Here is a 15,514-nt window from a genome sequence, read left to right on the forward strand (position 1 = left end):
TCCTTTGTAATTATGGATCCAATGTATCACTCTACATTGCAACAGCTATGGAACAACCCGCTATCATCCATAGCGGGTTGTTTCATAGCACATAGCCATCTTCTTGCTTACACAGTTATAATAAATCAATCTTTATCCTCTGCATGTTGTGCTTTGGCATTCCGTCTACGTTCAGGTCCTCGCCGCTGAGGGTTGTTCGGCTTAATGATGCCTGCCGCCGCCTCAACTGCAAGCTGAAGCTCAGGATCAACAATGGTAATCGTAAGATCATAGTAAGGAAATGGAGAGTTTTGGAATCCTTCTAACTTTTTAGCGTAGGAGCGTACCTGCTCTACCAATACTCCAAGTTCAATTCCAAGTGTCAACGGTGGATAATGTTCTAGTTGATCAGCTGCACTATGTAGCATTTTGATTCCACCAATTAAGTTGCTATTGCGGAAATGGTACAATCCTACCGCTACTTGCAGCAACCCCTTGTATAGCGGATCACGATCTCGGTGCAGCCATAGTTCTTCTAATACCTCGTGACATTCGAAGAAATCCTGATCTCGGTTGAAGTAAACAAGATAAGCAAGGTACAAATCCTCATATTTCATCTGTATTCTCACCTTTTTTAGCTGCAACGACCAGTTGCTTCACTTCAGCAAGAAGCACTTTCATGTCATCCATATTGTGACTCTGCCATATTTCATTGAAGCGATCTTGAAAAGCAATGGCTTCGTTAACCAAGTGATAGAAATATAAATGATGAATCCACGACAATACCTGTGTCATCACATTCGAGTCTTCCTCAAATTGTTTTTGAGCCTCCAGTATTTCTTCACGTATACTCGACATTTCACTATCAAGTACAGACGCTGCTTCTCCTGCTGTTTTTAATCGCTTGCGAATGTTATCAGGAAGGCTCTCGCGGTACTTATAACTTAAAGAATGCTCTATCGTTGCCCAGAAATTCATAGCTAATGTACGAACTTGGATTTCTGCCAACACAATTTTTTGTCCAAGAGCCGTCTGAACAGGATATTCTACGATCATATGGAAGCTTCGATAACCACTTTCCTTATAGTTCGTAATATAGTCTTTCTCATATAGCACCTTCAAATCCTTACGTTTGCGAATATACTCAGCTACACGTCTTATATCTTCCACAAATTGGCACATAATTCGAATTCCTGCGATATCCTCGATCCCCGTCTCCAGTTGATCCATGGGAATGTTAAGGCGCTTCGCCTTTTCAAGAATACTGGATATTTTCTTAACACGACCTGTTACAAATTCAATAGGTGCATATTCCTCTCGCTTCTTCAACTCCATACGCATCGTTTTAAATTTAACTTTCAGTTCTTCTACAGCCTGCTCGTAGGGGAGCAAAAACATGCCCCAATCCCTATTATCCATTCCCATGTTCCCGTACCTCCTGCCCTTTCACCCTCAGTGATGATCAGCTCCAACAGCTTCTGATATATGACTGAATCCATCACTTCGAAGTAGTTGTCGCAACTCACGATGCAATCTCCGATTCACTTCTGGTCCTTCGTAGATAAATGCGGTATAGATTTCGATCAGACTTGCGCCTGCCCGAATTTTGTCATATGCATCTTGAGCAGTAAATATTCCACCTGACCCAATAATAGGTATCTCTCCCCCACTTTGGCGATAGATCTGAGATATCACTTCGGTAGACCTTTTTGTAAGGGGTTTCCCACTCAAACCTCCGCTTTGCTTAGCATTCGCATGTGTCAGCCCCTCACGAGAAAGGGTCGTATTACTCGCAATAATCCCAGAAACACCACTAGAACCGAGAACATCGACCATTGACTCTAACTCTAAATCACTAACATCTGGTGCAATTTTCACCAATATATGCTTGTTCTTACCATGCTTAAGAGCTTGCTCCCTCATCTCGTCCATAATATGACTTAACAGAGAGGCAAGTTCGTTGCCATACTGCAGATTACGCAAGTCGGGGGTATTCGGTGAACTAATATTTACTACAAAGAAATCACCGTAAGAATATAACGTGCGTAGACATTCTTGGTAATCCTTGTACGCTTCTTCATTAGGGGTATTCTTATTCTTACCAATGTTAACAGCTACAGGAATCTGCCTTTCTTTCAGCAGGGATAACCTATGAGCCATTGCCTCTGCACCTTCATTATTGAACCCCATTCGATTCACAAGTGCCTCGTCAGGTGGAAGTCTAAATAATCGTGGTAGTTCATTTCCCTGTTGTCCCTTGGGTGTCACGGTGCCCACTTCCATAAATCCAAACCCAATGGAAGAGAAGCCTTTAACTGCATTCGCATTCTTGTCCAATCCAGCCGCTAAACCTATAGGTGTTGGGAAATGCATATCGAACAAATCCACAGCAAGATCAGGAGTTTCTTGGACACCCCATATGCCACGCAGAAGCTGGGTAGCCATAGGCAATGAACCTACAACTTTTAGCCCACCTATGACTAGATGATGTGCTTTCTCTGGATCGATTTTAAAAAGTAACGGTTTTGCCACATTTTGATACAACACGAACTTCTCTCCCTCTCCATGCACTCAAGTTTTCTCTATCCTATAGTTTAGCCTTTTCCAACCCAAAAAGAAAGTAATTCAAACCTTCATAGGCATCATTTTTCATTCCTTCTGAACATTGGCTATTTACAGAGAAACCCATTACAATAAGTGTAGCTATTGAAAATGATAGAGAGAGGGTTGAACGTTATGGCAGCCAAACGCAAACCACCAACACTTCAACAAAAGAAGGAAGAAGTGAACAAGAAAGCTGTTATCTGGGTCGGTGTTAGTGTATTTCTACTCATTCTGGTCGCAGTTCTTTTATTAATATTGACCCATTAATTTAGCCAGTGATATATTTTCTTGGGGTTGGTCTGGTCCTGTCCATGCTTTGTTGCATAACGTTCAGCTGGAACAAGCAGGTCATCAGGCAGAACCCCTTTGCTGATATGTACTTTCGTTCCTTTCGGAACCAAATCGAATAACTCCTCTACATCCTTACGGCCCATGCGTATACATCCATTGGATTCATCCTTTCCAATACTATCAGGTTGATCCGTGCCATGAATGGCATAATTACTTGCGGATAATTGCATACCTCGACTACCAAACTCTCCACGATCACTGCCATTAGGGTTCATCACTTTATCAGAAATAACAAAATTACTCTCCGGCGTTCTGTCCCCACCAAGTCCTACTTTATAATTACGAAGAATGACATTCCCGCTCACGACTGCTAATCGATAATTTTTTTTATCCACAATAATTTGTAGAGGTTCATTGAAATATGGGCGTTCTCCCAGATTAGCAGATAAGGTAGGGGGTTGTTGACCCTTACTACTCGCTAAGCTATCTTTCCCCCTGTTAGCCCCACTAGAATCAATCGATTCCACAATTTTAGCGAAATTCTGCTTCATCAGCGCCGTCGTGCCCGAGATCCAATTGTTTGGAAAAGCCTTCACTAACTCATTCAAATGACTCGGCACCCGTTTATTCTTAATAGCAAAAGCCTTAATTCCACTGGAAAGTACTGCTGTGTCCTCTTGTTTCTTAATCCAAGCTGTTGCGTCAGCCTGAAGTGAAGACGTATCCGGCGGTTTACAATCACATTCTGAAGGATCATAAGGTCGATAGGTCACTTCCTTGGCTTCATTCTTCTCTAAGGTAAAGGCTACCGGCATATCATGCTTCCACAAGAGCCACTTATCCTGCCTCTTCATTCCTAGCACAACCATATTCACTGGCAATGGATGACTCAGAATATCAGACAAAGTACTCGCTCTTTCTTGTGAAGAACCTGCTGCTTGTGCAGTAAAAGAGGGCCTGGAATTGGCCTCAACGGGTGTTGAAGGTGTGTCTTCAGATCCCTCGAGCTGCGCCTCATCGACAGCAACATCTACACTCGGCTCCTGACTGGACGATAACGCACTCTGTGAAGATGCAGGTGCTTCAATAGAAGGTATACCTATAAGAAGAATCATAATGATACACATAAGTAAAGCTCGAATTCTACGCGATCGCTGCTCGCCATCCTTTGACAGCTGCAATAACCTAGTTTGATACTCCTCCCAGAGATCATCGGGTACCTTACTATGTTCAAATGCTTCATATACATCACTGGCTTGATTGAAGCAGTAATTTGCTTTACCTTGCTCGCCATTGCTTTCATAATCCTTGCCTAGTAGATACCACCCCATCTTATTGTCAGGATGTAGTTGTACATATTTTTTGAGGTATTCCGAATTTTTCACACTGAAACCTCCACTATTTATTGTTCACTATCTATATATCGGCAATAAACAGTTAAAAAGAAATCCTTCGCTAGTAATAGATTCCATACATAGTTCGAAAAAGTATAGTTCAAAAGCACTAAATGTTATGCCATTATTTATGAATAAACAAATTATGAATACATAAAAAACCGCCAGCTAGATGCTGGCGGAATATATGAGGACCTTACCTCTATAAAGAAGTTAAAGTAAATTAGCCTTCTTTATTAAATGGTGTGTCTGCAACTTTAATCGAATCTGTTGGACAACCATCACATGCATCTTGTAAATCATCGAACAAGTCTTCTGGAATGTCTGTTACACCATGATTACCATCATTCTCATAGATAACCTCAGCCAGACCTTCATCATCATAATCGTAAATATCTGGAGCAGTTGCTCCACATGCTCCACAAGCGATGCATGTATCTTTTTCAACCCATGTATACTTAGCCATAGTTTTCTCTTCCTCCTGTGTACCCATTCATTCCAATTCTATTTACTTAACGTCAATAGCCCTAAGTTTAATACAAACATCAACAATTTTCAAACCATTTTCAACATATTCTTCTAAATTATATATGAATTCATTGAACTTCATCTGTCTCATTGCGTACAAAATCCATCTGAAGGGAGGTTCCTCTTACTTTGTGATTCCTTAATAAGGTGGATGGATCATCCCCAAGCATTCCAGCCGTAAGAATTGCGTTCTCCCCAAATTTATTGCGAATGAGATCCATCGTCTTGGTCAAAGATTCTTTCTTAGGCTGCTGTTCATAATTAAAAATATCTAACTGAATTGCAGAGTCCTCCTTGAGCATAAGTTGCTGAAGTGTAATCCCCAATAGACGAACGGGGTTGTCCCACGTCCAATGTTCATTATAGAGTTGGCAAGATTGTTGATAAATATCCGTTGTATTATCTGTTGCAGTATCTAGGATATGGGATCTTGTGATTGTCTTCATATCCGGTGTTCGAATCGTAATTTGCACACCCCCAGCTACAAGGTGCTGTCTACGCAATCTACGTGCCACCTGATCGCTCAGATTGAGCAGTACACGATGAACATCTTCTTTCGTATGAATGTCCTGTGGAAGCGTCGTTGTATGGCCTATGGACTTACTCTGTTCGCGCTCCTCTACTACCACCGAATGATCAATCCCATTGGCTGCTTGCTTCATCCAGGTCCCTACAACACCGAAACTTCGCGTCAAGAGCTCTTCATCTGTTTGTGCTAGTTGTCCAATGGTATGAATGTTGAGTTTACGCAATTTATCCGCTGTTTTGTTCCCGATGCCGAATAGATTGCCACAAGGCTTATCCCACAATACATTCGGAACATCACGAATACGGAGTATAGTTATGCCATTAGGCTTCTTCATATCTGAAGCCATCTTCGCCAGAAGTTTATTAGGAGCAATACCAATAGAACAAGGCAATGATAATTCTTCATATATACGTTTCTGAATTTCATTAGCGATCTCTTGCGGTGTACCAAACTGCCTAGAACCTGTAATATCTAAATAACATTCATCGATAGACGTTACTTCCATGAGCGGTGAATAACAATATGCAATTTTCATAAAAGCGTTTGAGTATTTCCGATAAATATCAAAATTAGGAGTAATGAGAATTAAATCAGGATATTTCTTCAGAGCTTGTTGGACACGCATTCCTGTAGATATTCCCTTCCTCCTAGCAGCGTAGGAGCACGTCACGATGATACCCTTACGAAGCTCAATACTCCCTGCTACTGCTGTTGCTTTCCCCCGGTATTTATCTGGTTCTTCTGCTTCGTGAACAGAGCAATAGAATGCATTCATATCGACATGAAGTATAACCCTGCCACTAGCTGGATAATATTCATCGATGTTTCTCACTTTAAATCCCTTCTTATTTTCATATAATAATATTACCGTCAGCATAACCTTCTCCTATTACAAGGTCAAGAAAAAAAGCTAACACGAAATATGGGTCTCCTTGATACTTTCCTACGGGAAAGTGCTATAATAATTAATTATAGTGCATATTCAAAAAGTCGACTATTCAGCACCGAGAAGGTGAGTACAGACCGACGAAGGAGTAGCGGAGTGTAGGCAAACCTACATGAGCAACGGACTTCGAGGGTTGAACTCAGATTCGATGCCGAATATTCTTCTAGCGTTACTTCGTGATCAATAGTTGACTTTTTGAACAACCTCTTTATAAAAATTATTTCATCAGACTTCCAAAAGGAGGACTACTATGTCTAGGTCCATTTCCATCTTCGATACAACTTTACGTGATGGTACCCAAGGAGAAGGCGTAAGCTTATCAGCAGATGACAAGCTCAAAATCGCCAAGAAACTCGACGATCTCGGTGTCCATTATATTGAAGGTGGTATCCCAGGAAGCAACAGCAAAGATATTGAATTTTTCAAACGAGTTCAAGAGCTGGGGCTACGAGCTAAAATCACTGCATTCGGAAACACCCGTCGTAAAAACACAGAAGCAGAACATGATGGTAATCTGAAAAGCATCATTGAATCAGGTGCACAGGCGGCTACGTTAGTTGGAAAGTCATGGGATTTCCATGTGCATACTGCACTGCAGACCACATTAGATGAGAACTTAGCCATGATCTTTGATTCGATTGCTTATTTGAAGAGACATGAACTTGAAGTCATCTTTGATGCCGAACATTTCTTTGATGGTTATAAGAAGAACTCAGAATATGCTGTGTCTGTTCTAAGAGAAGCTAAGGCTGCTGGGGCAGATTGGATTGTCATGTGTGATACGAATGGCGGAACATTACCTCACGAAATTCACGGTATTATCACTGAGCTTCAATCACAACTACCCGGAGCGAATCTTGGGATTCATACGCATAACGATTGTGAACTTGCTGTCGCAAACACGTTAAGTGCTGTTCAAGCAGGAGCCAGACAAATTCAAGGCACAATGAACGGTTATGGTGAACGCTGCGGTAATGCTAATCTCTGCTCTATCATCCCCACATTACAGCTTAAGATGGACTATGAATGCATAGGAGATGACTCTCTTAAGCAACTTTCTAACACTGCACGATACGTTAGTGAAATTGCTAATGTGCATATGCCGATTAATCAGCCTTATGTAGGTAACGCAGCTTTTGCCCATAAGGGAGGCATCCATGTCTCTGCAATCCTTAGAGATTCACGTACCTACGAACATATTTCACCAGAACTAGTAGGTAATAAACAACGAGTCCTCGTATCAGAGTTGGCTGGTCAGAGTAATATTCTGTCCAAAGCACAAGAAATGGGGCTGGAATTTGACCCCAACAACGAACAGTCCCGTAAAGTCATTGATAAAATAAAAGGACTAGAACATCAAGGATATCAATTCGAAGCTGCGGACGCTTCCTTAGAGCTTTTACTCCGTGAAGCTAATGGACAAATATCCGAGCTATTTAGTTTCGAATCCTTCAAAATGCTTGTTGAAAAAAGTGCAGGTAAACCTGTCGTTTCTGAAGCATTTGTTAAATTGAAAATTGACGGGCAAAGCGTATACACAGCAGCAGAAGGAAATGGTCCTGTTAATGCACTCGATAATGCCCTACGGAAGGCTCTTGTTCAATCCTTTCCAGCGCTTCAAGAAATGCATCTATCTGACTACAAGGTTCGTGTCTTAGATGAGCAAGAAGCGACAGCAGCTAAAGTACGTGTTCTTATTGAATCCAAGAATTTAGATAGTACATGGAATACTGTGGGCGTATCTGGAAATGTAATTGAAGCCAGTTGGGAAGCATTAGTAGACAGTATGAGGTATGCACTCATAGGTCAGATTGGGCAAGTTGAGAAGCTTCCCAATAATGAAGGACAACACGGTCTTATCAATCATTAAATGAATGATTATTGGGCATCAGCTTAGCTGATGCCCAATAATCATAACGAACAGGCTGCAGATCATGATCTGCAGCCTGTCTTTTATGAAACGGTAGAGAAATCATCTATCGTTTCATAATCATGTGAAATTATTTTACAGTTACAGATTTGAACCAATCATTAACTTCTTTCGTAACTTGTTCCCCGCCATTTGATTTCCAGTTGGCAACAAATTCGTCAAAAGCATCTACTGGCAGCTTGCCATATATGATTTTGTTGAATGTTTCCAGCTCAGACTGGCCTAGAAGGTTCCACTTCGAAATCATCGTTGGTGTCGCAGCACCTGTAAAGAAGTTTTGCTTGCGAACGTCCATTTGTGACATAACGACTTTCGCTGCATCCCAGTTTTCAGGTTTGCGGAATTCTGCGAGTTGCTTCTCGTAAGGTGTTTCTGGCTTCTCACCGTCCGCAAGCTTAACCAATGTTTTCATATAAAGGTCTGGAATCCGCGCAGGTGCGGTTATGAATGTGAAGTCGATTTTTTCTGTGTTGACCTTCGGTTTTCCGTCCACCATGTCCCAGTCGTACCCTTGAGCAAAGCCGTGTTCATATTTGCTTCCGGCTGGTGGGTTGGCCAAGTTGTCCAACATATAGTTGTAATATAGGAAAAATGCTTCCGGATGTTTGGCATCTTTATTAATCATGAAGCTGCTGTTCACTCCGGAGTTTTGCCACTTGGTTCCAATTAATCCATCTGGGCCTGCTGGAACAGGATAGGCTTTATATTTCGATCCTTTGACGTTTTTCTGCAAATCCGGAGCCGGCCAGTCTGGAACCCAGTTTGCTCCTGGCAGAACACCTGCATTTCCTTTTGTCCAGATTTCTGCCGCTTTATTCTCATCCCATAAAGCCGAATCGGGATGAATATAGCCTTTGTTCATCCATTCTTGCAGCTTAGCGAGTGCTTGCTTAGCTCCAGGATTCGTCGAACCATATTCGAGATTTCCAGCTGCGTCCTTATTCCATTGCTCATGAACCGATCCGTATGCCCCGAACAACCAATCGAGCCCACCTAACCATGTGTTCGTTTTGTTTTTCAAGGAAATCGCGAGTGGATAGACGTCCTTCGGAGCAAGACCGTCTGGGTTCTCATTCTTGAATTTGTCCATCACATTCTCTAATTCCGCGATCGTCTTGGGAGCCGAAAGATTCAGCTTTTCCATCCAATCTTCCCGGAGCCATAACAACGTATCGTCATTGTCCGTATATTCAAGAATTGGCACATTATATTTCTTGCCATCCCTCATGAAAGGGTACCACAGTTCCGGATTTTTGACGGCATGGTCTTTCCAAATTTGATTGGCGTACTTATCAAATAACTCATCGATTGCAACGAACTGGCCGGAATCGATCAGTTGGTTAGTCATGATAGCGTCATTTGGTACGTATACGAAATCAGGCATCTTCTCGCCTGAAGCAATAGCGAGCTGAAGTTGTTGCTTATATTGATCCGCGCCGGCTGGGTACCAGGTATCCTTATGCTTCATTCCTAACTGTTCTAGCATCCAACGGTCGTGGACATTGTTTTCTCTGGTGTCGCCATTGGTGTATTTCTTCGGCGCGGCGAACATGACGACGGTGCTGATGTCGATCGGTGGATCATATTTACCCTTAGCGAATGCACTATCGGCTACGCTTACATCCTTTGTTACAGCATTTCCGTTCTCACTGGGCGTTCCGTTACAGGCTGTGACCACGATGAGTGCCATGATCGAGAGCAACATCCATGATTTTCTGAATTTCCCCATTTTTCATTTCTCCCTACTGTGTATGATCATTACATGTGTAACCTTATCAAGTTTTGGGGGAGATCATCTATATGAGTTTATTAGTTTCTATAGGACTCTGTCATGCTATTTATTGTTGTCTCTATATTCCTGTGGCGTTACCCCAAACTGGCGTTTAAACACTTTGATAAAGTAAGCTGGGTCCATATATCCAATCTCCATGCTAATCTCATATACTTTTTTATTTGTAGTCTTAAGCTTATAGCAAGCACGATCCATTCGAAGATGTGACACGTAATCACTTATTCCTTCACCCGTTTCAATCTTATAAATTTTGGACAAATGCGTCGGATGTAAATTCACATGATCAGCCAATACACGTAATGAAACATCTAGATGTAAATTTTTATCTGTAAATTCTTGGATTTTTTTCACATAGAGAGAACGAATGTCTTTGATTTCATTAGAGGTCCCCTCTTTCAATTTACCAAGTACGCCAAGAGACCACTTTCTTAGCTTACTGATGGAAGCGAAAGCATCCCCACTCTGCAACGGTTCGATATCCGTCCCAAGTAAACTAACCAGAGTATGACCATTCCGGTGTGCGAGATGAGTAAAAGAAGCAGAGATTAAAAATCCAGCCTCCATACAGTGTTCCCAGGATTCGGACCATTTTTCATCTAATTCCGCACATACTTCCATCAGCTTTTCTTCAGCCGCATCCCAGCGCCCAGCCTCGAGTAAATTAATCAAAGAAGGAGGCATGTAGAGAACACCCAAAGGTCCTTGTGTAGCATTTTGCTCCAGGTCACTAACCCGCATAACGAATTCTCGCTCATCCCCTACAATCTGCCGAAAATAGGCTGAGGCCTTCCGAAAACGACTGGATAGCTGCTCCGGAAATTTGAACCACTCCGTAATTACAATGGACAAAGATCCTTTCAAGAACTGTTTCACTTTATACTGAAGCTGCAAAGAAAGCTTCTCCAAAATGGTTTCTTTCCCTATGTCAGCGTCATTTCCCTTTAACTTAAGCAAGAACACAAGATACCCATGCTCCTCCTTAACGCCCCAGACCTCCATGAACTCGCCAATGATCTCTTCGGCCATATTCATGATCGCATATTCGATCAACGGTTGCCCATTGTTTTTATATTGTCCGAATTCTTCCTCCATTCGAACCAGCAGTAAGGCACACTCCCCATGATTGAACGGCAATCCGTAATCTTCAAGTTTCCGGCTCCATTCCTCTGCTGGCATCCGATGACCATGCAATGCGTCAAGGAGTAGCTGACCGCGCAGAATTGGCAGATTCTCTCGAAGGGTATATCGGGTACGCTCAAGGGAACTAATGGTTTCCCATTCCGTATTCAATTGATCGATCGCATTCTTGACTGCACCGAACAGTTCACTGTCTGTCGGTGGTTTCAATAGGTAATCCACTGCCTTATTCTGGACTGCCTTTTTAGCAAATTCAAAATCTGAATGACCAGACAATATAATACATTTTATTTTTTTATCGCGTATCCGTATTCGTTCTATGAGCTCTATTCCTGTCATCTGGGGCATAAGAATATCCGATATCACAATATCGATAGGATGCGTATCGATGATTTGAAGCGCCTCATGTGCGGAATAAGCTTTATGAACATGTTCGATTCCGAGCGTATTCCAAGGCTTGTTCATCGCTAGGTTGTCTACCCAGTGAGCTTCATCGTCTACTATGATCATCTGCATGTTGTGTGTCTCCTTGTATGGTTGGATGATTATAATGTTCTTCTCCAGTTGGTATCTCCCAAATGATCTCTGTCCGAAAACCACCCAGAGGCGATTTTTTGAAATATAGATAAGAGTTATTTCCGAATTGGTGAATGATCCTTTGATTCGTATTCCAAAGGCCACAACCCATTTCCTCCTGCAAAGTCTCTCGCATTTTAAGATTTAACGCTTCATGTTGTTCTGGATTCAGCCCAGGTCCGTCATCATCGATGTACACCTTGCAGTAGCCATTTGATATCTCACCAGTGATCACAATTTTACCCGATGTATAAGATTTCCCTACCCCATGAATGACGGAGTTCTCCACAATAGGTTGTAGCATCAAGCGCGGTACAAATTGGGTCAACATCTCCTCGGAAATATTGATACGGTAATCGATTCTGCCGTTACGGAGCTTTTGGATATCTAAATAGTTAATGAGCAGTCGAATTTCTTCGTCCAAAGTGGCCGTTTCCCGTTCCATTCGAGTCGTGTAGCGGTAGTAGGCACTTAAGTTATATGCCATCGAAACAACGGCTTCCTCATCCTTCATTTGGGCCATATTAATAATGTAACCTAGGCAGTTGTAGAGAAAATGCGGATTAATTTGAGCTTGCAGCTGCTTCAAAGTAGCTTCGCGTGCACGAATCTTTTCATTGAACACATTTTCAATTAAGTCTTGAATTTGGCGTGACATATCATTAAAACGATAAAACAGAAACGAAAACTCATTTTGACCTTTTGTATGAAGCCGTACAGAATAGTCTCCTCGCTGTACGCGGCGCAAGCCGTTGATCAGTTTAGCGATTGGACGTTGAACGTTTCGGTATAGCAAAATCGATGCGGAAATACCAACAACGAAAAGTAAGAACATGGATAAATAGAATAAATTACGAGTGGATGATATCGGTCCCAATATTTGATCAAGTGGAACAACATCAACCAAATGCCAATCCAAGTAAGAGGATTTAACAGAACTCACTAAATAATTTTCACCATCCAACTTAACCACATGCTGCGTCGTGTCTTCTAGGGACTGCTCATCCAAATAACGGATCAATTCACTTGATAGCTGCTTATCCGAGCTGCGATTCAGAATCGGAGTATCACCCTTGTGGTAAAAGAACGGGTCACCTTGCCCCCCAGCCTTGTACGTATCTAGCATGTTTTGAATATTTTCATAACTGAAGCTGGCTTCGATCACCAGATCGCTACCTGTCAACATACCTTGCTGAGCTACAGAATCGGTATAGAACCAATAAAAGGCCTTTAGTTCATCAGGGGACTCGATTCCGCCATCACCGTACGACCATTTTCCATTCATATTACTTTTCAGATAATTCTCATTATACTCTGATAATTTATTATAATTGGAAATGACATCTTTGTTCTGTTGAGAATGTACGGCGTACCTAGCAGGCCATATACCCATCCCCCCAGACTGAAGCTGCATCTTTTCCTGAATCACATATCTTGTCTGCATGCGGTCATAACGATCTTCCCAGATGTTTAATCCGTTGAACTTCCTAACATTCGGATCTTTTGAAAAAATAAAAGTGAAATCCATCATCTGATTAATTCGTGAATCAATTTGACTGGATAAAAAAGTAAGTTGTTTGGCATTAGACATCTGTAGCTCTTTACTTACAACATTAAATGTGACATCGTTGGAATACGTATACACGATAATAATCGGTATAAATAATACTATAATTAAACTGTTCATTTTGGCAAACAGATTAAACCTCGACCGAGCCTTGTCTTTCACAAATCTAATACCTCTCCTTAGTTCCATAAAGGTCTCCTCCAGACTGATCTCCCCTAATATAACCATATCAATCCTAAGATTGTTATATAGTCAAACGTTAGAAATGCTTGATACTATATATATCAGAGATTCTCATTACACACAAAATAATTTTTGAACGGGAGAGAGCTATGGACGTGAATACTGCTCAGCAGATGAACCTCAAAACTACCCAAAGTACAAAAAGAAAAAGCAGCTATAAGCAACCATGGATGTTGCATTTCATGGTGCTACCAGCGGTCATATTAGTTTTTATTTTTTCTTATATCCCAATGACGGGTGTTATTATGGCGTTTAAAGATTATAAACCCGCACTGGGAATCGTCGATTCTCCGTGGGTTGGTCTGAAACATTTTCAATATATGTTGCAAAATGATTATTTCATACAAATTACGTGGAATACCCTATTCTTTGCTTGTACCAAGATGGTGATGAACTTAATCATTCCATTTTTTTTCGCCTTATTATTGAATGAAGTAAGGAATATGGCACTTAAAAGATCCATTCAAACGCTTGTTTATCTGCCCCATTTTCTTTCTTGGGTCACCCTTTCAGGAATTTTGATTGATATGCTCGCCCAGACTGGCCTCATTAACCAGTTCATTTCAAATGTGTTTGGCATGAAGCCCATCTTCTTTTTAGGCGACGGCGCTTGGTTCCGATTTACCATCATTATTAGTGACGTCTGGAAGGAATTTGGATTCAATACGATCATTTTCTTAGCAGCCCTTTCTGGCATTAATCCATCGCTATACGAAGCTGCCGAGGTCGATGGAGCGAACCGTTGGAAGCAAACGTTAAATATTACCATCCCTTCCCTTATACCTATCGCTATCGTTATCGCTACCTTAGCACTGGGAAATGTATTGAACGCAAACTTCGATCAGGTGTTCAACTTATATAGTCCGTTAGTTTATCAACATGGAGATATTATTGATACATTCGTGTACAGAGAAGGTCTTCTTAGCGGGCAATTCAGCTTTGCAACTGCAGTCAGTCTAATCAAATCTGTAGTCAGCTTAATCTTAATCATTGTATCTTATCGTCTCGCTTATAAATTTGCCGGGTATCGAATATTCTAGAAAGGATGACTACTTATGTACTATAAAACACTGCCTTATAGAATATTCAGCATATTCAACAATGTATTCTTGGCTACTCTTTCCATTCTTTGCTTGCTTCCCTTATATCACTTACTGATGGTATCCATGAGCTCAGCCGCCCCTGCCAATGCTGGCTTGGTTACATTTTGGCCGATAGGATTCACATTGGAAGCCTATGCACAAACGTTTAATAACGCTAATTTCCTTGCATCCTTGTGGGTATCCGTACAACGAACAATACTTGGAACGGGACTTGCTTTGGTCGTTAATACCATTGCCGCTTATGCTCTCTCCAAAGAAACCCGTGTCTTTCGTGCACGCAACATCTATCTTTGGTATTTTGTCTTCACCATGCTGTTCACCGGCGGCCTGATTCCCGGCTATATCCTTATTCTCAAGCTTGGATTGATGAATTCCTTGATGGCACTTATCCTTCCAGGATTAGTTGCAGTCTTTAACATTATTCTGCTTCTGAATTTCTTCCGGGGTGTGCCTAAAGATCTCGAGGAGGCCGCCTTCATCGATGGAGCGGGCCAATTCCGAACCTTCTTTAGTATTTATTTACCACTCTCAATGCCGGTTATTGCGACTGTTTCGTTATTCATCATGGTAGGACATTGGAACGCGTATTTTGACGGTATTATCTATATTAAAGATTCTGCGAAGCTCCCACTTGCGAGTTTCATGCAAACGATTATCGTTAAAGCAGATATGTCGTCGCTAGATGCGGCAGCCGTTGCTAGTCTATCTCAACGAACCATCCGAGCATCGCAGATCTTTATAAGTGCCTTGCCTATACTGCTGGTCTATCCTTTTCTGCAACGCTTCTTTGTAACAGGGATTGTTGTCGGCGCTGTTAAAGAATAAGAATCAGTTGATAAATGACCGCTACGCGGATGGATTGTCCTTCCGATCGCTGTTGCCCCCAAATTTTTTT

The 15,514-nt window shown here is 41.7% G+C and carries 13 protein-coding genes; 4 read left to right on the top strand and 9 right to left on the bottom strand.

All coding sequences use genetic code 11. The features are described 5' to 3' along the window. Positions 1-125: 125 nt before the first annotated feature. From UB51_RS14115 to UB51_RS14125, 3 genes are read right to left on the bottom strand one after another with little or no spacing between them, the layout of a single operon-like run. Positions 126-596 carry a DUF309 domain-containing protein gene (locus UB51_RS14115; protein WP_044877840.1) on the bottom strand — a complete coding sequence of 157 codons (471 nt, stop codon included), beginning with the start codon at positions 594-596 and terminating at the stop codon, positions 126-128. Then, positions 586-1,398 carry a GTP diphosphokinase gene (locus tag UB51_RS14120; RefSeq protein ID WP_044880161.1) on the bottom strand — a complete coding sequence of 271 codons (813 nt, stop codon included), beginning with the start codon at positions 1,396-1,398 and terminating at the stop codon, positions 586-588. Before UB51_RS14120 ends, UB51_RS14115 begins: the two co-directional genes overlap by 11 nt. 33 nt (positions 1,399-1,431) lie before the next feature. Next, complete coding sequence (locus tag UB51_RS14125) at positions 1,432-2,526, bottom strand: quinone-dependent dihydroorotate dehydrogenase (RefSeq protein ID WP_044880162.1); 1,095 nt, start codon at positions 2,524-2,526, stop codon at positions 1,432-1,434. A 189-nt stretch (positions 2,527-2,715) separates the two neighbouring features. On the opposite strand from UB51_RS14125, the gene UB51_RS29300 reads away from it, so the two are divergent. Beyond that, on the top strand, positions 2,716-2,850 hold the full coding sequence (locus UB51_RS29300) for a hypothetical protein (RefSeq protein ID WP_267884706.1): 135 nt from the start codon (positions 2,716-2,718) through the stop codon (positions 2,848-2,850). On the opposite strand, the gene UB51_RS14130 is transcribed toward UB51_RS29300, so the two are convergent. The 3 genes from UB51_RS14130 to UB51_RS14140 form a co-directional block, all read right to left on the bottom strand. Continuing rightward, on the bottom strand, positions 2,847-4,259 hold the full coding sequence (locus tag UB51_RS14130) for a L,D-transpeptidase (RefSeq protein WP_044877841.1): 1,413 nt from the start codon (positions 4,257-4,259) through the stop codon (positions 2,847-2,849). The genes UB51_RS29300 and UB51_RS14130 overlap by 4 nt on opposite strands. A gap of 232 nt (positions 4,260-4,491) precedes the next feature. Continuing rightward, positions 4,492-4,734: a ferredoxin gene (locus UB51_RS14135; protein ID WP_044877842.1), complete on the bottom strand. Its 243-nt coding sequence runs from the start codon at positions 4,732-4,734 to the stop codon at positions 4,492-4,494. Between the two features lie 130 nt (positions 4,735-4,864). Beyond that, a complete protein-coding gene (locus UB51_RS14140; protein ID WP_445322327.1) occupies positions 4,865-6,202 on the bottom strand; it encodes a DNA polymerase IV in 1,338 nt (445 codons plus the stop codon). Between the two features lie 319 nt (positions 6,203-6,521). On the opposite strand from UB51_RS14140, the gene cimA reads away from it, so the two are divergent. After that, on the top strand, positions 6,522-8,141 hold the full coding sequence (gene cimA / locus UB51_RS14145) for a citramalate synthase (RefSeq protein ID WP_044877843.1): 1,620 nt from the start codon (positions 6,522-6,524) through the stop codon (positions 8,139-8,141). A 130-nt stretch (positions 8,142-8,271) separates the two neighbouring features. On the opposite strand, the gene UB51_RS14150 is transcribed toward cimA, so the two are convergent. The 3 genes from UB51_RS14150 to UB51_RS14160 form a co-directional block, all read right to left on the bottom strand. Next, positions 8,272-9,930 carry a type 2 periplasmic-binding domain-containing protein gene (locus UB51_RS14150; protein ID WP_044877844.1) on the bottom strand — a complete coding sequence of 553 codons (1,659 nt, stop codon included), beginning with the start codon at positions 9,928-9,930 and terminating at the stop codon, positions 8,272-8,274. 105 nt (positions 9,931-10,035) lie between these two features. After that, positions 10,036-11,646: a response regulator transcription factor gene (locus UB51_RS14155; protein ID WP_044877845.1), complete on the bottom strand. Its 1,611-nt coding sequence runs from the start codon at positions 11,644-11,646 to the stop codon at positions 10,036-10,038. Next, positions 11,621-13,462: a sensor histidine kinase gene (locus tag UB51_RS14160; protein WP_044877846.1), complete on the bottom strand. Its 1,842-nt coding sequence runs from the start codon at positions 13,460-13,462 to the stop codon at positions 11,621-11,623. The genes UB51_RS14155 and UB51_RS14160 overlap by 26 nt, the downstream gene beginning before the upstream one ends. 143 nt (positions 13,463-13,605) lie before the next feature. Here UB51_RS14160 and UB51_RS14165 point away from each other — a divergent pair, with 143 nt between their 5' ends. Continuing rightward, entirely contained in the window at positions 13,606-14,556 is a 951-nt protein-coding gene (locus UB51_RS14165) for an ABC transporter permease (RefSeq protein ID WP_044877847.1), read from the top strand. 15 nt (positions 14,557-14,571) lie between these two features. Continuing rightward, positions 14,572-15,444 carry a carbohydrate ABC transporter permease gene (locus UB51_RS14170; RefSeq protein ID WP_044877848.1) on the top strand — a complete coding sequence of 291 codons (873 nt, stop codon included), beginning with the start codon at positions 14,572-14,574 and terminating at the stop codon, positions 15,442-15,444. The last annotated feature ends 70 nt before the right edge of the window (positions 15,445-15,514 follow it).

Origin of the sequence: Paenibacillus sp. IHBB 10380, assembly GCF_000949425.1 — a bacterium.
Taxonomy (GTDB): Bacteria; Bacillota; Bacilli; order Paenibacillales; family Paenibacillaceae; genus Paenibacillus_AQ.